This is a genomic window from Phaeovulum sp. (genome assembly GCF_047638075.1).
GTDB lineage: Bacteria > Pseudomonadota > Alphaproteobacteria > Rhodobacterales > Rhodobacteraceae > UBA6197.
Window position 1 is genome coordinate 17,246 of sequence record NZ_JBLJBV010000019.1, and the last position, 19,874, is coordinate 37,119.

Annotated in this window: 15 protein-coding genes and 1 pseudogene; 1 reads left to right on the forward strand and 15 read right to left on the reverse strand. The window is 57.8% G+C overall.

Going from position 1 to position 19,874, the window contains the following annotated elements:
* Positions 1-123: 123 nt before the first annotated feature.
* The 9 genes and pseudogenes from ACM62R_RS02575 to ACM62R_RS02615 form a co-directional block, all read right to left on the reverse strand.
* Positions 124-1,151: pseudogene (locus ACM62R_RS02575) on the reverse strand (IS110 family transposase).
* Positions 1,152-2,233: 1,082 nt separating this feature from the next.
* Entirely contained in the window at positions 2,234-2,647 is a 414-nt protein-coding gene (locus ACM62R_RS02580; protein WP_415182509.1) for a hypothetical protein, read from the reverse strand.
* A gap of 392 nt (positions 2,648-3,039) precedes the next feature.
* Positions 3,040-4,518 carry an N-6 DNA methylase gene (locus tag ACM62R_RS02585; protein WP_415182510.1) on the reverse strand — a complete coding sequence of 493 codons (1,479 nt, stop codon included), beginning with the start codon at positions 4,516-4,518 and terminating at the stop codon, positions 3,040-3,042.
* Positions 4,515-5,513, reverse strand: a complete 999-nt coding sequence (locus tag ACM62R_RS02590; RefSeq protein ID WP_415182511.1) for a DUF4917 family protein — start codon at positions 5,511-5,513, stop codon at positions 4,515-4,517. Before ACM62R_RS02590 ends, ACM62R_RS02585 begins: the two co-directional genes overlap by 4 nt.
* Complete coding sequence (locus ACM62R_RS02595; protein WP_415182512.1) at positions 5,506-6,852, reverse strand: restriction endonuclease subunit S; 1,347 nt, start codon at positions 6,850-6,852, stop codon at positions 5,506-5,508. The genes ACM62R_RS02590 and ACM62R_RS02595 overlap by 8 nt, the downstream gene beginning before the upstream one ends.
* Positions 6,849-9,608 carry a DEAD/DEAH box helicase family protein gene (locus tag ACM62R_RS02600; RefSeq protein WP_415182513.1) on the reverse strand — a complete coding sequence of 920 codons (2,760 nt, stop codon included), beginning with the start codon at positions 9,606-9,608 and terminating at the stop codon, positions 6,849-6,851. Before ACM62R_RS02600 ends, ACM62R_RS02595 begins: the two co-directional genes overlap by 4 nt.
* A 16-nt stretch (positions 9,609-9,624) precedes the next feature.
* Positions 9,625-9,918, reverse strand: a complete 294-nt coding sequence (gene tnpB, locus ACM62R_RS02605; protein ID WP_415182514.1) for an IS66 family insertion sequence element accessory protein TnpB — start codon at positions 9,916-9,918, stop codon at positions 9,625-9,627.
* Complete coding sequence (gene tnpA, locus ACM62R_RS02610; RefSeq protein ID WP_415182515.1) at positions 9,915-10,289, reverse strand: IS66-like element accessory protein TnpA; 375 nt, start codon at positions 10,287-10,289, stop codon at positions 9,915-9,917. Before tnpA ends, tnpB begins: the two co-directional genes overlap by 4 nt.
* 309 nt (positions 10,290-10,598) lie before the next feature.
* A complete protein-coding gene (locus tag ACM62R_RS02615; RefSeq protein ID WP_415182516.1) occupies positions 10,599-11,861 on the reverse strand; it encodes a tyrosine-type recombinase/integrase in 1,263 nt (420 codons plus the stop codon).
* Between the two features lie 731 nt (positions 11,862-12,592).
* Between ACM62R_RS02615 and ACM62R_RS02620 the strand changes: the two genes are divergently transcribed.
* Positions 12,593-13,528, forward strand: a complete 936-nt coding sequence (locus ACM62R_RS02620; RefSeq protein WP_415182517.1) for a DMT family transporter — start codon at positions 12,593-12,595, stop codon at positions 13,526-13,528.
* Positions 13,529-13,715: 187 nt separating this feature from the next.
* Here ACM62R_RS02620 and ACM62R_RS02625 read toward each other — a convergent pair whose 3' ends face one another.
* The 6 genes from ACM62R_RS02625 to ACM62R_RS02650 form a co-directional block, all read right to left on the reverse strand.
* Positions 13,716-14,471, reverse strand: coding sequence for a TIGR02186 family protein (locus ACM62R_RS02625; RefSeq protein WP_415182518.1), 756 nt, complete (start codon positions 14,469-14,471; stop codon positions 13,716-13,718).
* On the reverse strand, positions 14,468-15,385 hold the full coding sequence (locus ACM62R_RS02630; RefSeq protein ID WP_415182519.1) for a sulfite exporter TauE/SafE family protein: 918 nt from the start codon (positions 15,383-15,385) through the stop codon (positions 14,468-14,470). The genes ACM62R_RS02625 and ACM62R_RS02630 overlap by 4 nt, the downstream gene beginning before the upstream one ends.
* Before the next feature lie 73 nt (positions 15,386-15,458).
* The gene (locus ACM62R_RS02635; protein WP_415182520.1) at positions 15,459-16,262 is read right to left on the reverse strand and encodes a purine-nucleoside phosphorylase; all 804 of its coding nucleotides are present in this window, start codon (positions 16,260-16,262) and stop codon (positions 15,459-15,461) included.
* Positions 16,246-17,211: an ABC transporter permease gene (locus ACM62R_RS02640; RefSeq protein ID WP_415182521.1), complete on the reverse strand. Its 966-nt coding sequence runs from the start codon at positions 17,209-17,211 to the stop codon at positions 16,246-16,248. The genes ACM62R_RS02635 and ACM62R_RS02640 overlap by 17 nt, the downstream gene beginning before the upstream one ends.
* Positions 17,211-18,302 carry an ABC transporter permease gene (locus ACM62R_RS02645; protein WP_415182522.1) on the reverse strand — a complete coding sequence of 364 codons (1,092 nt, stop codon included), beginning with the start codon at positions 18,300-18,302 and terminating at the stop codon, positions 17,211-17,213. The genes ACM62R_RS02640 and ACM62R_RS02645 overlap by 1 nt, the downstream gene beginning before the upstream one ends.
* Positions 18,302-19,873, reverse strand: a complete 1,572-nt coding sequence (locus tag ACM62R_RS02650; RefSeq protein ID WP_415182523.1) for an ABC transporter ATP-binding protein — start codon at positions 19,871-19,873, stop codon at positions 18,302-18,304. The genes ACM62R_RS02645 and ACM62R_RS02650 overlap by 1 nt, the downstream gene beginning before the upstream one ends.
* Position 19,874: the final 1 nt, after the last annotated feature.

The window sequence follows — 19,874 nt, forward strand, 5'->3', positions numbered from 1 at the left end:
CGTTAGCTCATCGGCCTTCAAAGGCCATGCCCCCCGTCAGACTTGCAAGACGCCGATCAGGTCGTTGGTCCATCTCCTTTTCACTTGCAGATTCCTTTGTTTCTCCCCGCTACATCCGTGCGGTCAGGTGCTCGCCACCGTGGCTGAACGATATCGCTCGCCCGTTGTCAGCACGGCCCATGTGATGCGTGCCAACTTGTTGGCCATCGCAACAGCCGCGACGTTGACATGCATCCTGACTTTCAAGCCGTCGACCCAGCTGGCGAGTGGGGTCGACCTGTCCTGACAAGGTGCAGCACGGTTCTGGCCCCGTGAATAAACAGCTTTCGCAAATACGTGTTGCCGTGTTTGGATATGCCGATCAGCTTGGCTTTGCCCCCGGTTGTAACTTGCCGCGGAACCAGGCCGAGCCAAGCCGCAAGATCTCGCCCCTTGCCAAAAGTCTTCCCATTGCCGACGGCCGCCACCAGTGCAGTCGCGATCGTTGGCCCGACGCCGGGAATTTCCATCAGCCGGCGCATGTCCTGATCAGCTCCTGCAACTGATTTGATCTCGCTATCCAGTGCGGCGACCTTTTCGTTGATCGTGCCCAACTCGGAAGCCATGTCCGCCAGCAGCGCCATCATCCGCGGCGTCAGATCGTCCTTGTGATCTTCGGCGAGCCTTGTCAGGAATTTCTGGAACACATGCCGCCCCTGCGCCGGACGAATACCGCGCTCCATCAGAAAACCACGGGCCTGATTGATCAGCCGGGTCCGATCCTGCACAAGCCGCTCTCGCGCCCGATGGAGGGCTTGCAGGTCAAGTTGCTCTTCCGACTTGATCGGCACGAAACTCATTGTCGGGCGGGTCGCGGCCTCTGCAATGCCCTCGGCGTCCCGGTCATCATTCTTGTGCACTTTCACGTAAGGCTGCACATAGAGCGGGGACATCAGGCGTGGCTCGTGACCGAACTGCAAACAAAACCGCCCAACGTGATGGGCGCCGCCACAGGCTTCCATGGCGACCACACAAGGTGGCAACTGCGCCAGAAAATCCAGAAGCCGGAAACGTTGCACACGTTTACGCATCACGACAGCACCAGTGCCGTCCACTCCCGCCACGCTGCAAACCGTCTTGCCCAAGTCAATTCCAAGAACCGCGATTTCCATCGGAATACTCCTTCCTGTCCTACCGATGACCGCAACTATAGCTGCGGTTTGGCGGGAAGGCAGTTGATCCCATTAGGTCAGGCGCGACCGCAGCTTTGTGGGTCACGCCGTCGCCCTTATCGGACATTCGTGCTCGGCGCAGCATTATGCGATACGCTGGCACTAAACGCGGCAAGCTGTCGTGTGTCTCTGCGGCATCACAACCGTAGAAAGGCATGCAAAGTAGTCACTATCGCCGCAACCAATTGCCGCCTAAGTCCGATGGGTAACGGGTTGTAATACGGCTACATTCCACTATCACCGACTCGGTGAGCCACGCGTCTTTCATCAGCGACGTCCCCAACCACCCCAACACATGTGCTGGCCATCTGGGCTTCGTGCTGTGCCTTGAAAAAGCCCCCCGCATGCAACTCGGCGTCCGTCAGGACTGGTTGCAGAACGCTCGTATAGCCCCCCGGCGCAGACGTCAGATCCGTCGGGACTGGTGGCAGAGCGGTCATAGAGCCCTCCGCATGCAACTCGGCGTCCGTCAGGGCTGGTTGCCGACCGCTCATATAGACCTCCGGCGCAGACGTCAGATCCGTCGGGACTGGTGGCAGAGCGGTCATAGAGCCCTCCGCATGCAACTCGGCGTCCGTCAGGGCTGGTTGCCGACCGCTCATATAGACCTCCGGCGCAGACGTCAGATCCGTCGGGACTGGTGGCAGAGCGGTCATAGAGCCCTCCGCATGCAACTCGGCGTCCGTCAGGGCTGGTTGCCGACCGCTCATATAGACCTCCGGCGCAAACATATGTTCCATCCACGCTTGTAGCATAGCCGTCATAAAGACAGCCGCACACGACAAACGAGCTATTCACATGTTCGTAGCCGTCGAATCCGGGAAAACAAGGTAGGTTCTGATCCTGAGCGCAGGCGTGGCTTGCGAACAAGAGCAGAAATATTGCCACGGCGAAATAACGCAGTCGAATATACACTTCAGGCAGAGGTCTTAAATACTTGTGCGGGAACAGCGTGTTCAAGGTCATTCTAATTATCCCTGTTTTGAAATACCGTCTTGGATTTTCCTGGCCGAGCAGTTCAACTACAGTTTCCCTAAATTAGGCGCTAAGCTTTTCCAAAATGCGACTGCTTCAGGTGTCTGGACAGAACTGGGAATCAAGTCGAGCCCGGTCACCTGTCTTACATAGCGATAGACAGATGAGGCAATCCCTCGCTGTTGGTGTGCTGGGGCGACATCAGCATTGTCAGGGATTACTCGATCTGGAAGGCAGTCGAAGCTGAACCATCCACAACATTTGTGCTGTTGATCAGTGGGCCAAACGAACGCCCAAATGGTTTCGTGATGCTTCCCTTGAGCTGTCGAACTGGGAGCGATCAGTTCATTCATTGGCGGGTAGATACCAGTTTCGAAGCCCGGGCCGACGACGAACAGCAGCCCAGAATATCCTTCAGGAAGTCCTTCGATATCAATCTTGACCGCATGGGTACTTTTCAAGATGCACTCCTTGAGCGTTTTACCAATAGATCTGCGACGTGTCTTTGATCCATCCGCGAGCAGAGACCGGCGCAGATACATCTGTGCATAGCCGACTTCTGTGCTTCGTGCCGCGAATGTCCGGAATCCGCCCATTCTGTGGAAAAACACCGTGTTGCTGACGCAGAAAACTTGGTGGTGAAGGCCGCGCGAGCGCCTTTCTTGTCAGGCTTTTGGGATCGACCTCTGGGAAAGAGCTTGGATGCCTCCCTCTTTATCATTGGAAGAATTGAAACAGCGGTCAGTTTCAAGATCAGCAAGGGTTTTTGAACGGAATAAGCCCTTCGAGTGAAGTTAGTTCTATATAGAGGCAAGAACTTCCATCTTCCATCTTCCATCTGCCATCGTGCAAGTCATCTTAGGCTCTGCACAACTGAATTGAAGCTCTCCATCGCGGCTCCCAAATTCTCGAGAATTTCTTCCGCCAGGACCTCTGGATCAGGTAAGTTTTCGAGGTCGGTCATCGAAGCATCGCGCAGCCAGAACAAGTCGAGGCTGGCCTTGTCACGTTGCAGCAGATCTTCGCGGGAGTAGGCCCGCCAGCGACCTTCCGGGTTGTTCTCGTTCCAGGTTGCTTCGCGCTCATGCCGGTTGGCTGGATTGTAGCACGTGATGAAATCTTCCAAGTGCGCGAAGGTCAGGGGTTTCTGCTTGAGTGTATGATGCACATTCGTGCGGTAGTCGTAATACCAAACCTTTGTTGTTTGCGGATCGGGGCTGGCCGCGCGGTTATCGAAGAAGATCACATTTGCCTTAACGCCCTGGGCATAGAAAATCCCGGTTGGCAGGCGCAGGATCGTGTGCAGATCGGTATTCTGCAAAAGCTTGCGCCTGATTGTCTCGCCAGCGCCGCCCTCGAACAGCACGTTGTCGGGCACCACTACGGCCGCGCGACCAGTTGTTTTGAGCATCGTGCGGATGTGCTGCACAAAATTCAACTGCTTGTTGGAGGTGGTCGCCCAGAAATCCTGCCGGTTGTAAGTCAGATCGTCGGTTTCCTGCTCCCCCTCAGCATTGGTAAAGCTCATCGAGCTTTTCTTGCCGAAGGGCGGGTTCGCCAGAATATAATCGAAGGTCTCGGACGGTGGTGAAATCAGCGCGTCGGCGGGCGAGACCAGAGAGTCGCCGGTCATCTCGCCGATCCCATGCAGGAACATGTTCATCAGGCACAGTCGCCGCGTACCAGCGACGATTTCGTTGCCGAAGAACGTTTCATGCTTCAGAAATGACTTCTGGGCCTTGTCGAGCGCGAAATTCTCATCGTCTGTCAGGAAATCATGGGCCGCGAGGAAGAAGCCGCCGGTGCCGCAGGCCGGATCGGCGATCGTCTTGCCCGGCTCGGGCCGCATGCATTCCACCATAGCGCGGATCAGGGCGCGCGGGGTGAAATACTGACCGGCGCCCGATTTGGTGTCCTCGGCGTTGCGCTCCAGCAGGCCTTCATAGATGTCGCCCTTCACGTCGGCACCCAGCATCACCCATTGTGTGCCGTCTACCATGTCGATCAGGCGGAACAGCTTGGCCGGATCGGTGATCTTGTTCTGCGACTTGGTAAAGATCTGGCCCAGCATGCCTTTTTGCTCACCGAGCTTGCGCAGGAGGGCTACGTAATGCGCCTCCAGATCCGCGCCGCGGCGGGTGGTCAGGCTGGTCCAGTCGTAGCCCGCAGGAACACCCACATCACGGCTGTAGGGCGGCTTGGCGTATTCATCCGCCATCTTGAGAAAGATGAGATAGGTCAGCTGTTCGAGGTAATCACCGTAGCCGACACCATCATCGCGCAGCGTGGTGCAGAAACTCCAGACCTTGGAGACGATCGGGGCGGTGCTCATTTTGTTTCCTCTACTGCTGATGGCCCATCCCAGACATGAGCTGTCTCGGAATCGAAGAAGCTATACGGCACGTCGTCACCACCGAGCTTCTTGTACTTTGCGAGTTCGGCGTCCAAGGCCGTGATCTTTTTGGCATTCGGCTGAAAGACGCCAAAATAGACGTGCTTAGCCTTGGAGCCGAAGATGGCATGGTAAATGTGGGAGTCATTCGAGTCGGCGCTGTGTCCGAAGACAAAAACAGTGGCAGTTGTTTCTTGTAGCTTACGATAACAATGGCGGAGGTATTCGACGGAGTTAATCTTCCTAAGCTTAGACGTCGAAGTGCCTTCGGCGACGTAGAGCGGCAAGCGGCCTTTTTTTGCGATCTCGTGAGTGATGTTTCCAATTACACCATCGCCATCATTTAGCGCTTTATAAACATCGCCGATTTCACTTTGGAAAAGATGCAGGCCACCATGAAGATTGAATACGTGGCAATATGCGTCTTCGTCAAATGGCCCAAGGAAGCGCCCATCGTCGATCCTATCTCCTCGAGCGAAACCGTCGTACATTTTGGGCATATCTATCTTTACCCAATAGAGCAAAAGATCATAGTTCAAGGAGAACACGTTTCCGAAATGACTGAGGAAAGCCAAAGCGCTCTCGTACCTGAGTTCAAGGTCCTCGCGATGTTCCGGGTGTGTTTCGTTAACGGCAGTAACGAGCGCTTCCCTAACCGTCTGCGCGTCTCTGACTAACTGATCCGCGTGTTCTTTATTGCCATAGGCCCGTTCGACGATAGCGGCGTCTTCAATTGATCGGACGACTGCTTCGAAATCTCTTGTGTCCAAGGCAGTGAATAGAGCTTTGATCGGGCCACCATCTTCCAATTTGGCTTCCGCCAACAGGTTTGAGTAGTTAAAATACTCTACCGAAAATCCGTTGCCGATCAGCAGGGCGCGGTCTTCGCCATCAGTCGCGTCGATGGCGTCTTGGAAGCTGATGACATCAGGCATGGGCATTCCTCTTTTTCTTTGTCTTTGGCGTGATTACGCGCTCAGCCTTGATCCGTTCCAGCAGGACCGCGGCGGGCTCATCCGAGGGGTCTTGGGGGACGAGCTGGCCGGAGAAGGCTTTTTTCAGGGTGGACTGGCGCAACGCGTCGGCGCGGGTGAGGGCGGCGTCGATTTCGGCTTCAAGTCGCGCGGCGGCGTCGAGGCGGGCGTCGAGGATGCGGGTAATTTCGGCTTGTTTGTCAAGGGTTGGTAAGCGGAACTGCAACGAAAGAAAGCGATTTTGTGTCAGGTTTAGGCCACTGTCGTTAATGCCGGATTTCAGGTCCTCAACTGACTGCTGAATCTTCGGTGCATTCAATAAAGCTTCAAGAAACTGAGGCAATATACGGTTGCAGTCGACAGTAAGGCGGTATGCTTTATCACAAAGCAACAATCGAGGTCGGATTTTTCTGACCATGCAGGCGATTCCTACCCGGTTTCGCGGCCCGGCTCGCGTGATCAGAATATCGTTTTCCTTGAGTTCCAATTGCTCTCGCGGAGCAAGCGCTTCTGGAAGCTCTTTATTTTCTTCGTCATTGAATCGCCCTGCCTGAATAGCCGTCGTCTTAATGACGCCCCATGTTTCATCGGTAGGGGACGGGTTGTTTTTGCACTTGGGGGACCATCCTTGACCAATTTTTTTGACCACAAAGGCAAGATCAACCTTTGGACCAAAATCCTCAACCTCAGGCTGGACAAGGGAACTTAGCAGGGATTGGCGGTAGAGGCCGAGGGTGTTTTTCGCCGAGCCAAGGCTCTCGACCCCCTTGTCGATCTCGTCGAACAGCGCTTCGATCTTTTCCACGATGCGGCGTTGTTCGTTGACGGGAGGGAGCGGTATTGTAAGATTTTCGATATCTTTGGCACTGATGTTTTGAACACCCATGCCCTTGCTTAATTCTTGAAGTTGCTTCTCCACGCTTAAAAGACAAAATCCGAAAAATCGGCCCTCTAATGCGTCGCCAGCGACAGTCGCCAGCTTCCCAGTTCGCTGGTTTTGCAGAGCAGGCGCCTCATTGGTGTAGTAACAGACCTTGCCAATTGATCCCGACATACCAATCAGTATGTCACCCTGATCAATCCGGTAGTCCGCAAACTTTTCTAAGTACCCTGCTGGAAGATAAACCGCGTTTGACAAGTCTACAGTGCTGCCGCGAAGCTGAGATTGTCGGACAAGCGGGATGTCGTCATCTCGTTCTCTTGCCTTGAGAAATTCCTTGCTTTTGAAAGCAAAGCCGTTGCGCACCTTTATCAATTCGCCGAAACGGCAATTCAGCCAGCTATTAGGCAAATCCGTCATGCCGAGAGCGCCTCATTCATCTCGGTCATGATGTCCTCCATACCGTCGCCGAAGAGCGCGTACATCTGCCCTAATCCGCCCTTGCCGTCAAAGGGAGACATCTCCAGATCGTCGCGCTCGATGGTGAAGGAGGTGGCGAGGTGGTCGCGGATCATCCGCAGCCAGGCCATCTGTTCCTCAGTGAATTTCTCGCCCGCGCCGGAATGGCGTCTCAAAACCCAGTTCTGAAAATTACGCCGCACCCGGTCGGAATGGCGGGTGAGGGTCTGATCCAGCCCACAGACCCGGCGGATGAGCGCGACAAGGGCCGTGAGGTCACCGCCCGGAGTGTCGCCCTTGTAATCGTCCAGATGCGCATAGGCGCGCCAGACAAGCAGCGGGGCAAGGCGGGGGCGGTCCTCGGACAGTTTCCTCACCAAGTCCCTGATCATGGCATAGGTCACCTGCGCCCGGCGGGCGGGGGTGTTGAAATAGATCTTTAGCGCCTCGATCTGGTCGCGGTTCTCGGTCAGATATTCCTCAAATTCCTGCGCGATCTTCTTGGCATTTTCCGCCACATCCCCCGCCCACTCGGCGCGCAACAGCGTGTCGAGATTGTCATGGTCGATGGTCTGTTCGGTGTCGCGCCGGATCGTATCCATCAGGTTGATGAGCGGACCAGTGAAGACATTGGCGGCCTGTTTGATCCGCTCTTCGCGGGCGGCCTGCATGGCGGCATCGTCCGGCTCGGGGTGACCAGCGGCCTTGGCGTCGGCCTCGACCTTGTCTGGGTCGATGGCATCGAAGAGATCGCGCACAATGGCGGTGAGAGATGTTCCGGCGGTTTCGGTGATCTTTGCCTGATCGGCGTCCCCCAGCCTGTTGTCGAGCCGCGACAGGCGGGCGCCGAGGGAGCTGACAGTTTCCTCGCTGCGGTCGCCCATCATCAGCCCCATGGCGAGGTCCTTGAAGGGGATCGATGGCTTGGTGTCGAGCGGCTGGCTGGCAGTCTTCAGCGACTTGGTGACGCCGACGGCATCGACGATCACATAATGGGTCTTGGCCTGGGCGGAGGGGGTGACCTTCTTGAGGTCGTCCGGTTTGACCACCCGGGTGCCGCGCCCCTTCATCTGCTCAAAGTAATTTTTCGATTTCACATCGCGCATGAAGATCAGGCATTCGAGCGGCTTGACGTCGGTGCCGGTGGCGATCATGTCGACGGTCACGGCGATGCGCGGGTAATACTCGTTGCGAAAGGCCGAGAGCGACGATTTCGGGTTCTTCGCGGCATTGGTGATCTTGCGACAGAAATCGTTGCCCTCGCCAAATTCCTGCCGGACAGTCTGGATAATGTCGTCGGCATGGCTGTCGGTCTTGGCGAAGATCAGGGTTTTCGGCAATTCCTTGCGGCCCGGGAAGATGTTGGGCCAGTTGTCGTGAAAGGCGCGGATCACGGTGCGGATCTGGTCAGGGTTGACGACGGAGCGGTCGAGTTTTGTGCCGGCGTAGGCCTCATCCTCGTCCTGCGTCTCCCACCGCCGCGCGCGGGTGTCGCGCTCTCGCTTCTCGATCAGCTGCTGGGCCTTGATGGTGCTGCCGCCCTGGGTGACCTCGGTCTGGATCAGGTAAATCTCGTTGCCGACGTTCACCTTGTCGGCGACGGCCTTTTCGTGAGTGTATTCACTGACGACGTTTTTCTGGAAGAAACCGTAGGTGCGGTTGTCGGGCGTCGCGGTGAGGCCGATCAGATAGGCGTCGAAATACTCGATGACTTGGCGCCAGAGGTTGTAGATTGAGCGGTGGCATTCGTCGATCACGACGACATCGAAATACTCAGGTGGCAGCTTGGCGTTGTAGACGACGGGCAGCGGTTCCTTGCGGCGCCATGTCTGCTCGGCCGGATTATCGTCCTCAGCGCCCTCCTTCAATTCTTCGCCCTTGAGCGTGGCATACATGCGCTGGATCGTGGAGATGACGACCTCGCTATCGGATGCAATCGTCGGGGATGTCAGGCGTTGGACATTATAAAGCTCGGTGAATTTTCTGTTGTCGTCGTTGGGCAGGAAGGCCATGAACTCCTGCTCGGCCTGTTCGCCAAGGTTCTTGGTGTCGACCAGAAACAGGATCCGCCGTGCGCCCGCATGTTTCAGCAGGCGATATGCTTGCGTGATTGCGGTGAATGTCTTGCCTGATCCCGTCGCCATCTGGACCAGAGCGCGTGGCTTGTCAGCCTTCAGGGAAGCCTCCAGATTGGTGATCGCCGTGATCTGGCAATCACGCAAACCGTCGGGATCAAGCGCTGGCAGCGCTGCAATGCCCGCCCGGAAGGACTGCTGTGCCTGCGCCCAGGATTTCAGCGTCTCTGGGCGATGGAAGGTGAAGATTTCCCGAGAGCGGGGGTGCGGATCCCGCCCATTGGTGAAGCGGGTGATCTCGCCGGTGCTCTCATAAATAAAAGGCAGAGGTTCGTTGTTCTCGACCCATTTTAGCTTGGCGTTGGCGTAGCCTTCAGATTGCTCCTCGACTGATGTAAGCCTAACGCCCCAGTCGTCGGGCTTCGCTTCGACGACGCCCACCGCCCGCCTGTCTGCGAACAGAACATAGTCGGCAGGTCCGATATCGGTCTGATATTCCCGCACAGCGATGCCAGGGCCTGCGGCGAAGTCGAGGCCGCTCTTGTCTTGCACCTGCCACCCAGCGGCGTGCAGCCGTCGATCTATTCGATCGCGCGCCAATTGTTCTGGAGTTTGGTTCAACGTAGACAAGGTCTTAAGCACTCGGAGTTAAAGTTCTTCAGGCACTGTAGGGGTTCCGAGAGGTTTTGCAATTGCGCCATCTCGCCCCAACCAAAGGCAAGTTCACCTCCAAACTCCAAGTATGCGAGTTGTCTTCCGAGAGCCTACCGGCGAACCATTTGTGTGCTTTACACGATTCGCCGCGACGGCCATGGAACGCGAACACCGCACCACCGGTCGGCTTTTGGCGCAGATGATCCTGCGCGAGGGCGGCCAACCCCTCGATGCCCTTCCGCATGTCCGTCACGCCACAGGCCAGATAGACGCGGACGCCGGTTCCCGGCCCGATCATGCCGCCTCCACCGCCCGGATCACTTGCGTCAGTGTGGTCGCGTCCAGGGACGGCTCGAAGCGCAGGCGGCGGCCATTCGCCAGCTGCAACTCGATCTGGGCAGAGCGGGGTGCTGCTACCGCCGTCGGCACCGCCGATTCCGCCCGCCGGTCCAACTCCACCGGCAGGAACAGCGCCTCCGGCAAAGTCGAAAGCAGGCTCTTCTTCTTCATCTCGTGCCGCCAAGCGTAGATCTGCTGCCGCGTCACATCATGCCGCTGCGCAACCTGCGTCACCGTCGCGCCGCCCACGCCGACCGACAAGACAATCTCGAGCTTCTCCTCGTCGCCCCACCGCCGCCGCCGCTCCAGCCCAAGAATGTCACCACGCATCACAAGCCCCGCATAAGACACGTCATTAACGACGTCGTTATGCACGTGCCTTAAACGATCACCCCACGCTTAGGCAGGCGGTGCCAACCGGGCCGTTACGATTCAGGCGCCGAAGGCTTGGACGAAGAAGCCAAGTCCTTGATCTGACATTAGGCGCGGCGGGGAAACCGCCGCGCTATCCGATTGGGTCAAACAGGTATTTAGGTCCCAAACCGAAGATTACCAACCCCAAGGACTCTCGTTATGAACGAGGGACGACCGGGGGGCAGGTCAATATATGTAGAATTGCGCCTTCGTGTTTGCTAAGCCTTACGGCCGCTTCACAATAAGAGGCACTACATTGCCATCGCCCTTTCGCCTCTCAAACAGACGGCAAATGGCATTGGAGATCCTTTGCTGATCTTCCAGGAGTGGCTCGAACAGTGCTTTATCGTGAATATAAACACCGCTAATTCCGGGGACCTTGTGGTCGAGCAAAAGCATCGCATTGGTTTTGTCGATCCGCTCCCTTTGGGCAATTGTGCGGTGCGTGTGTCGGCAAATGTGTCCTGTCTGGCTTGGCATGGACTTCTCATGGATCACCATAACATGAGTAATCTCACGGGTTTTGCTTTTGCGTGTTGAGAACAGCCAGGGCGAGCTGGGATACAGCGTGTCGCCAACTTCCAGCGATCTTTCTACGGAAGTCACCATCTGTTCCGAAAGCGGCAGATGAAATCCACGCCCAGATTTCATGATAGGAAACTTGATGGCCCGCTGAGGCAGGTCCACCCAATCTTTCTCAATTTTCATAAGGGTGCCAGGTCGCAAACCAGACAACAGGTTCAGCAAGTGCATTTCGCGGCGAATAGGATTACCGATCTGCTGGATGTCCTCCCACCAGGTCGGTAGCTCGTCAGGCAGCAGCACGCGGTTGCTTGAACGTTCTTTGTGGAACCGAACTCCCTTTACCGGATTTGCGGTAAATGCCTCTTCATCATCCGAAAGAACCTCGGCGAAATTGAACGCGGCGCGAAAATACCTCAATGCATGGTTAGCGGATATCTTGCCATGCGCCTTGGATATCAGAGCGTGAAGATCACGTGCATCCTTCTTCTTAATGCTAAGTGCCGGCAGGCCGTCCCAGTGATAGAGATACCGTGCTTGGACCTCAGCAATATTTGCAAGAGTTCGAGGTGCGCAATCACGTGAAATGAGGTCAGCGGCATACTCGTTCATCATTTCGTCGACCGTCCAGTTGACAGGGTCACTTGTCCCGAGATTCTTCAATGCATCCTTTCCTTTAGGCGGAAACGGATCGTTTCCCCTCCTGATCATCGACAGAATGTCGCTCGCAGACGATCTTGCCTCTACGAGCGAGAATTGATCCGTCGTCCCGATCGTATGACGCACTGTCCTAATCAACTTTTTCCTTCCTCTTACGCCTTGCCAAAGGTCGGCCTGAATCTTGTAGGATTTGCACGTCTTGTTGACCGCAACCAGGAAGCCCGGAAGCCTTGCATCTCTGATAAGGCTGGGCTTGCCTTCCCACTCGAGTTTCCTAATAATCTCTTCTGTGAGTTTGACCGGCATACTATATCCTCGCACCGTGTTACTGTTTGTCGCGAACCGCATTCGAACTGCGGAAGCTACAGGTGATATTGGCCAATTTCCAAATGACGAAATAGATAATTGTTCTACTTCAATGGGATAAGTGGCAATATCGGGTGATATCGAATACAGGTCTACCAACTCCTAAGCGGTAGGTCATAGGTTCGAATCCTATCGGGGCCGCCATCCCTTTGGCCAATGCTGATCGTGCGCGTTGATTTACCCTTTTGGGAATCTGATCTGCGACGCAGGCAAGTTTTACTTTCAGCTTGTGCGAATGCCTTTCTTTATTTTGTTAACCGCGTTGCCCCATGTCGCGGTCAGGTTTTGGCTGGTGCAAGCGCCCCTTCGCGGGTTTGCGCCGCTATCAGAGGCCGCTTGACGGGTTCAGATCCAAGGCCCGGAAATTTTTGCGAGAACTTTCATGAGATCTGGGGGCCAAAGCCAGAGGCCGGCCGGAAGGGTCTGCCAGGCGCGAGTGTATTTCGCCAATGATCTGGTTTGGCCGTCAGGGGGCCGGATATCGCGGATCTGTCGGCCGTCCGTTAATTCCGTGCAATGCGCTATGCATCAATTGAATGCTTATGATGCTTGACCTAAGGTGGCCCAAATAGGGCGGGGCGGTCCAGTTCCTTTCGGCTGGGTCTGCCTGCGCAATCTTGATCAGACCGACGGGGGCGCGCCGTCATTTTACCCGAAGTCGGAGTTCTGCCATGCGTTCGCATCCCCTCTTTGGCCTACTGCTTGCCTTGTTCGGTGCCCTGGTCCTGACGCCGGATACGTTATTCATGCGGCTTTCCGGCATGTCGGGATTTCAGATGGTGGGGTGGCGCGGCCTGTTGATGGGGTCAATCATGCTTTTTGTATGGGTAGTGAGCAGCCGCAATCGGCGGGGCGATATCGGGGCCGTGATCTCGGGTGCGGGGCTGATTGTGATCGCTTGTCAGTTTACCAATTCGACACTTTTCAACCTTGCCATAGCGACGGCGCCGGTCACTATCGTGCTTTTTGCGGTGGCGACGTCGCCTATATTCGCCGCAATTTTTGCGCGTATCGTTTTCAATGAGCCGACCCGCCGTGCAACCTGGATCACGATTGTGGCGGTTTTGACCGGGATTGGCATCGCGATGTTCGGAAAAGAGACCGGTGGCATCGGGATTGATCTGAACTCTGCGCTCGGGGCGATGGCCGGGCTTTGTGTTGCAGCTGCGTTGGCGTTCTACTTTGTGATGCTACGCCATCATCCACAACTACCTTTGCTTTTGGTCATGGGGGTCGGTGTTTCGCTTGCGGGTGTTACGGGTCTTGTCATTACGGGCCCCGGCGCGATGACAAACGGGACTGTCTGGCCGATTATCGTGACCGGTGCTGTCATCCTTCCTCTGTCTTTTGGCGCGCTTTCGCTGGCCTCGCGCCATACCCAAGCCTCGAACGTCAGCCTGCTGATCCTTTTGGAAACGGTCTTTGGCCCACTTTGGGTCTGGTGGGGTGTCGATGAAGCGCCCACACCGGCGATGCTGTTGGGGGGCGCCATCGTTATTGGAAGCATTGCGATCTACCTTTGGGCCAGCGGTCGCAGCCGGCCCCGGATACGGACCCTTCGGCCTATGGGCGGCACTGAACAGCCGGCACCGCATGACGCGTTCTAAACCCATGAGAGTGAACCCCGTTCCAAGAACCTGGGCCAGCACCCAACGCCGCCCTTTGGTGTGACGGTTTTCGCCTCCTGTGCGACCATAAATGCGGATCAGGTCTGGTGCAGTTTTGCGGCGTGTAGCCACGCATCAGCCACGGGTGGGCCGGATATGGACGACCCGCGGGGCGTCTTGTAAAGCGTCAGTTTCTGATCAACCGGAACAATGCCGCAGCGGCCCAGCCGGCAAACACCGCCAGCGCCAGAGACATCACCCCATAGATTGCAGGCTGTTCGCGTGACAAGGCAAACAGCCACCGCTCAAGCCCGACCTTGTGCACCGGAATCGCGGCACGGTATTGATCAATGACAACACCACCGCGCAGCAAAAAGATGCGCGCCTTGTAATTGCCCTCGGTCAGGTTCGCGGGCAGGTCGAAGTCTGCGCGAAACAGGGTGTCATCAACCAGCTTCACGCCGTCCTGATCTATCTGGTACAACCCCTCTGCCTCGCGGATACGCAGCATCGCCTCGGTAAAGGGGCGTACGTCCTCAACCGTGATCGGGCCGGAAAAGGCACGAATAGCCAAGGGGATGGAGATCCGCTGCCGAACGTCTTCGTCGTTTGAAAGGATAGACTCCAGCGCGCCTGTGCTGGCAACGGCGTAATAGCTGGGCGAGGCGGCAACGCCAACTGCCTGAGTGTTGACCCAGATGCCGGATTCGCGGCTTTTGTGGCGGATCGTCACCGGGATCGAGGGCCCCTCCAATGTGACAATCACTTCAAGTTTCGGGCCTGTGGGTTCTGGGGCGTCCCGTTTGACGGCGCCGTAAATCAGAATGGTAGAGCCATCAAACCTTGCAGTAATGCCGATCCTGTCTTGGCTCAGCCCGGCGACAATCTGTTCTGCCGCGCAGGGTAGGGCGGTCAGCAACAGCAACAAAAACGCCCGGATCATGGCTGCCCCCCGGCGGAAAGGGAATAAAGCTCGGACGGGCGGATCAGCAAATCCAGCCCCAGCTTTGCGGCTACGACAATAACCAAAAGCGCCAGCAGGATACGCAACTGTTCGGCCTTTAACCGCGCCCCGAACCGGCTGCCGATCTGGGCGCCGATTACGCTGCCCAAAATCAGCATCAACGCCAGCATCACATCCACCGACTGGTTGGTGATGGCATGCATCATCGTGGTAAAGGCGGTCACGAAGATGATCTGAAACAGCGACGTGCCAACCACGACCTTGGTTGGCATTCCCAGAAGGTAGATCATCGCTGGCACCATGATGAAGCCGCCGCCGACCCCCATGATCGCCGCCAAAACCCCCACCAAAAGCCCTACCAAAAGCGGGGGAATAACCGAGATATAAAGCCCCGAGGCGCGAAACTTCATCTTTAGCGGCAGGTTGTGAACCCAATTATGGGTGTGGCGCTTGACGGGTTTGATGGACTTGCGCGCGCGGTTCATTGCGCGCAAACCCTCTTGCAGCATCAACAGGCCAATCGCGCCCAGGAACACGACATAAGAAAGCTGCACTACCAGATCAATCTGGCCTAACCGGGCCAGCAGGTTGAACGCCCAGATCCCGACAGCGGATCCCAATAACCCCCCGGCCAAAAGCACCAGCCCCATGCGCACATCCACGGCCTTGCGCTTGAACTGGGCCAAAACCCCTGACACGCTGGAGGCGACAACCTGATTGGCCCCGGTTGCCACTGCCACCGTTGGCGGAATACCGATGAAAAACAGCAGCGGCGTAATCAGAAACCCGCCGCCAACGCCGAACAGGCCAGACAATACCCCAACCAATCCCCCCAGCCCCAACAGCAGGAAAATATTTATCGAAACCTCAGCGATGGGCAGGTAGATCTGCATCTTGGACCTTGGGGGTTAGCCAGACGGGAAGGGTGCCTTGATGCGGGAGCAGTGTCAAACCCCGCTATCACGATCAATCAAGATTACGCAGATATCGTCGTAAAACACGTTCCAGTTTTGCAGCACCAACAGGGGCCATGGATTTGGTGTGTTCGTGGCTGATCAACTCGGCGCTCATCCCCGCGCCCATGTTGGTAATGACCGACACCGCAGCGACTTTCAGCCCCAGAAACCGCGCGAGGATCACCTCGGGGACGGTGGACATGCCCACCGCATCGGCCCCCAGCGCCTTGGCGGCACGGATTTCGGCGGGGGTTTCAAAGCTGGGGCCGGAGAACCAGCAATAGACCCCTTCGGGCAGGTCGACATGTTCGGCCGCTGCGGCCTTGGCCAATCGGGTGCGGATGTCGGGGTCATGTGCCGCGGTCATCGGCACGAAGCGGGCGTCTGACGGCTCTCCGATCAGGGGGTTTGCGCCGGCAAGGTTGATATGGTCTTCCAGCAGCATCAGCCCGCCCGGCGGAATATCACCGCGCAGAGACCCGGCAGCGTTGGTCAGGATCAGGCTGTCGCAGCCCAGTGCGGCCAGCACCTCCAGCGGCAGGCGCATCTCGGCGGGGTTGCCACGTTCGTAGTAATGGGCGCGACCGCCAAAGACGGCTACGCGCACCCCTTCAAGCGTGCCGATAACCAGCTTTGGGTTATGGCCCGACACCCCCGCATGGGGAAAGCCCGGCAGGTCAGTGTAGGGGATTGCGACGCCTTCGACCGCTTCGGCCAGATGGCCAAGGCCCGACCCCAGGATCAGCCCTAGGCGTGGCGCAGCCCCCCCGGCGCGCGACTGGATCAGGGCGGCAAGATCAGCGCTCTTTGACATAGGGTTCTCCGCCCGCGCGTGGCGGGATGGCCTTGCCGACAAAGCCCGCAAGGATGATGACAGTCAGGATATAGGGCAGGGCCTGCATGAACTGCCCCGGCAGCACGATAATGCCAAGGTCGATGTTTTGATAACGGTTGGCAATGGCCTCAAGAAAGCCGAACAGCATGGTCGCGCCCAAGGCCGGAACCGGGCGCCACTTGGCAAAGATCAACGCGGCCAGCGCGATAAAGCCGCGCCCGCCGGTCATTTCCTTGCCGAACCCGGCGGACAGGCTGATGGCAAGGTAGGTGCCCGCAATGCCGCACAGCAGACCCGCAATGGCGATGGCGGCGTAGCGCAGCCGCACCACCGACACCCCGGCGGTATCAACCGCGGCGGGGTTTTCCCCCACCGCGCGCAGCCGCAGCCCAAAGCGGGTGCGAAACAGCACCCACCACGTCAGCGGCACGCAGGCAAAAGCCGCATAGACCAGCAGCGAATGGCCCGAAATCAGCTCGTAATACACCATCCCCAGCACCGGCACATCACGCAGCGCCTCGGCGCCCGGCAGGGTGATCGGGCCGAACCGCCCCCCCGACATCAGCGCCGGGGTGCGCCCGCCCTGATGAAACCAGCTTTGCGCGATCAGCACGGTAAAGCCCGACGCCAGAAAGTTGACCGCAACGCCGGAAATCAGTTGGTTGCCGCGAAACGTGATCGAGGCCAGACCATGCACGATGGCAAGGCTCATTGACCCGGCGATACCGGCCAAAAGGCCCAGCCAGGCCGAGCCGGTGACCGCAGCAATCGCGCCGGAAAAAAACGCGGCCATCAGCATCTTGCCTTCCAGCCCGATGTCGAACACGCCCGCCCGTTCCGAATAAAGCCCCGCAAGACAGGCCAGCAGCAACGGCACCCCCAGCCGGACGGTGGAGTCGAGGATCTGGATCAGCGTGGGGAAATCCATCACTTCGCCCCCTTGCCGATACGCAGGAACGCGTGTTCGACAGGGCGGCGGACCATGTTGTCCAGCGCCCCGGTGAACAAGATCACCAGCGCCTGAATAACGGTGATCAGTTCGCGCGGGATTTTGGTTTCAAGCGCCAAAACGGCGCCGCCCTGATACAGAAAGCCAAAAAGGACAGCGGCCAAGAACACTCCAAACGGGTGGTTGCGGCCCATCAGCGCCACCGCGATGCCAATGAACCCCGCCCCTTCGACAGCGTTCAGCACCAGCCGCTCACTTTCGCCCATGACGTTGTTGATGGCCATCATCCCCGCCAATGCGCCTGAAATCAGCATCGACACCATGACGATCTTGACCGGGCTGATCCCGGCATAGCGCGCGGCGGGCTCGGATTTTCCAAAGGCGCGGATCTGATAGCCCAGCCTCGTGTGCCAGATCAGCACCCAGACCGCGACACAGGCCGCCAGCGCGATGAACAGCGTCACATTTGCCGGGGTGAACCTGCCAAAGATCGCGCCAAGGCCCGGAATATCGTGAAGCGACGGCAACTTGGCCCCCGCCGGAAACCGCGCCGTGGCAGGGTCCATGCTACCCACCGGGCGCATCACGTTGACCAGGACATAGTTCAGCAGACTGGCACCGATGAAGTTGAACATGATCGTCGTGATCACGATATGGCTGCCGCGTTTGGCCTGAAGCCATGCCGGAATGGCCGCCCATGCCGCCCCAAACAACGCCGCACCCAGCGTGGCGGCCAACAGCGCCAGCGTCCAATGGGGCCACGGCAGCGCAAGGCAGACCAGCGCCACACCCAGCCCGCCCAGTGTTGCCTGCCCTTCACCGCCGATATTGAACTGGCTGGCGTGAAAGGCCACCGCAACCGCCAGTCCGGTGAAGATGAAATTGGTCGCGTAATAAAGCGTATAGCCCCAGCCGTAGGCCGACCCGAGCGCCCCTGACACCATCAGCCGGATTGCCTTTACCGGGTCTTCGCCGATTGCCAGAATGACCAGCGCGGAAATGGCAAAGGCGATTGCCAGATTGATCACCGGGATCAGGATCAGGTCAGCCCATTTTGGTAGTTTTTCCATCAACCGTTCACCCCGGCCATCAACAGGCCCAATTCGCGTTCGTCGGTTTCATCGGGTAGGCGTTCGCCCATGATGCGCCCGTCAAACATCACCGCGATCCGATCCGAGAGTGACAAAATCTCGTCCAGCTCGACCGATACCAGCAACACTGCCTTGCCTGCGTCCCGCAGCTCGACGATGCGTTTGTGGATAAACTCGATTGCGCCGATATCAACGCCGCGTGTCGGCTGGCCGATCAGCAGCAGGTCCGGGTTGCGCTCAATCTCTCGGGCCAGCACGATCTTTTGCTGGTTGCCGCCTGAAAAGGATTTCGCCGGCAGGTTTGGGAGGGGGGGGCGCACGTCAAAGCGTTCCATCTTGCCTTCGGTTTCGGCAATCAACGCGGCGTTATCCATCAAAAGCGCGTTTTTCTGGTAGGCGGGGTCGTTGTGATACCCGAAGGCGATGTTTTCCCAGGCTGTGAAATCCATGATCAGGCCCAGATGCTGGCGGTCCTCGGGCACATGGGCGATGCCTTGCGCGCGCCGTGTCTGCCCGTCCGAGTGTTTGCCCGAAACGTCGATCTCGGCACCGTTGAGGGTGATGCGGCCTGTGGCAGTGGCAAAACCACCCAGCACCTTCAGCAGTTCCGATTGGCCGTTTCCGGCAACACCGGCAATGCCCAAAATCTCGCCCGCGCGGATGGTCAGGCTGATACCCCTGAGGCGTTCGACCTTGTCCTCGTCGACCACGCGCAGGTTTTCAACGCTCAGCACGGTAGCGCCGGGATTGGCCGGGCCCTTGGCCACGTCCAGCAGCACCTTGCGGCCCACCATCAGCTCGGCCAGTTCTTCGGGGGTGGTGGTTGCGGTTTTCAGGGTTGCGACCATCTCACCCCGGCGCATGACCGAAACGGCGTCGGTGATCTCCATGATCTCGCGCAGTTTATGGGTGATCAGGATAATGGTTTTGCCTTGATCTTTCAGGCCGTTGAGGATGCGGAACAGATGGTCGGCCTCGTCCGGGGTCAAGACGCCGGTCGGTTCGTCCAAAATCAGGATATCGGCCTGACGATAAAGCGCCTTCAAGATTTCGACGCGCTGCTGATGCCCGACGGAAAGATCCTCGATCAGCGCATCGGGTTCTACGTCCAGCTCATATTCCTCGGCCAGTTGGGTCAGCACACGGCGGGCCTTGGTCAACGAGGGGCGCAGCAGCTTCCCGTCTTCCGCGCCCAGTATGACATTTTCCAGAACCGTGAAATTCTGCACCAGTTTGAAGTGCTGAAACACCATGCCGATACCCGCGCGGATTGCGGCCTGACTGTCAGGAATGGTGGTGGCGCGCCCCGAGATAAGGATCTCGCCCGTGTCGGCCCTGTAAAAGCCGTAGAGAATGGACATCAGCGTGGACTTTCCCGCGCCGTTTTCACCTATAATACCGTGGATCGTGCCGGGCATCACCCGGATTGAGATATTCTTGTTCGCTTGCACCGCGCCAAAGGCCTTTGACACGCCGCGCAATTCGATTGCGGGTGCGGTGGCGGCTGAGGCGGCAGTTTCCTGCCGCCCCGGGGTTTTTACCTTTGCCATG

Coding starts and splice junctions, on each gene's coding strand:
- tnpA (WP_415182515.1), bottom strand. CDS start 10,289: ATGCGTGGTGACATTCTTGGGCTGGAGCGGCGGCGGCGGTGGGGCGAC.
- ACM62R_RS02585 (WP_415182510.1), bottom strand. CDS start 4,518: ATGAGCACCGCCCCGATCGTCTCCAAGGTCTGGAGTTTCTGCACCACG.
- ACM62R_RS02590 (WP_415182511.1), bottom strand. CDS start 5,513: ATGCCTGATGTCATCAGCTTCCAAGACGCCATCGACGCGACTGATGGC.
- ACM62R_RS02615 (WP_415182516.1), bottom strand. CDS start 11,861: ATGCCGGTCAAACTCACAGAAGAGATTATTAGGAAACTCGAGTGGGAA.
- ACM62R_RS02645 (WP_415182522.1), bottom strand. CDS start 18,302: ATGGAAAAACTACCAAAATGGGCTGACCTGATCCTGATCCCGGTGATC.
- ACM62R_RS02640 (WP_415182521.1), bottom strand. CDS start 17,211: ATGGATTTCCCCACGCTGATCCAGATCCTCGACTCCACCGTCCGGCTG.
- ACM62R_RS02595 (WP_415182512.1), bottom strand. CDS start 6,852: ATGACGGATTTGCCTAATAGCTGGCTGAATTGCCGTTTCGGCGAATTG.
- ACM62R_RS02635 (WP_415182520.1), bottom strand. CDS start 16,262: ATGTCAAAGAGCGCTGATCTTGCCGCCCTGATCCAGTCGCGCGCCGGG.
- ACM62R_RS02620 (WP_415182517.1), top strand. CDS start 12,593: ATGCGTTCGCATCCCCTCTTTGGCCTACTGCTTGCCTTGTTCGGTGCC.
- ACM62R_RS02625 (WP_415182518.1), bottom strand. CDS start 14,471: ATGATCCGGGCGTTTTTGTTGCTGTTGCTGACCGCCCTACCCTGCGCG.
- tnpB (WP_415182514.1), bottom strand. CDS start 9,918: ATGATCGGGCCGGGAACCGGCGTCCGCGTCTATCTGGCCTGTGGCGTG.
- ACM62R_RS02650 (WP_415182523.1), bottom strand. CDS start 19,873: ATGGCAAAGGTAAAAACCCCGGGGCGGCAGGAAACTGCCGCCTCAGCC.
- ACM62R_RS02630 (WP_415182519.1), bottom strand. CDS start 15,385: ATGCAGATCTACCTGCCCATCGCTGAGGTTTCGATAAATATTTTCCTG.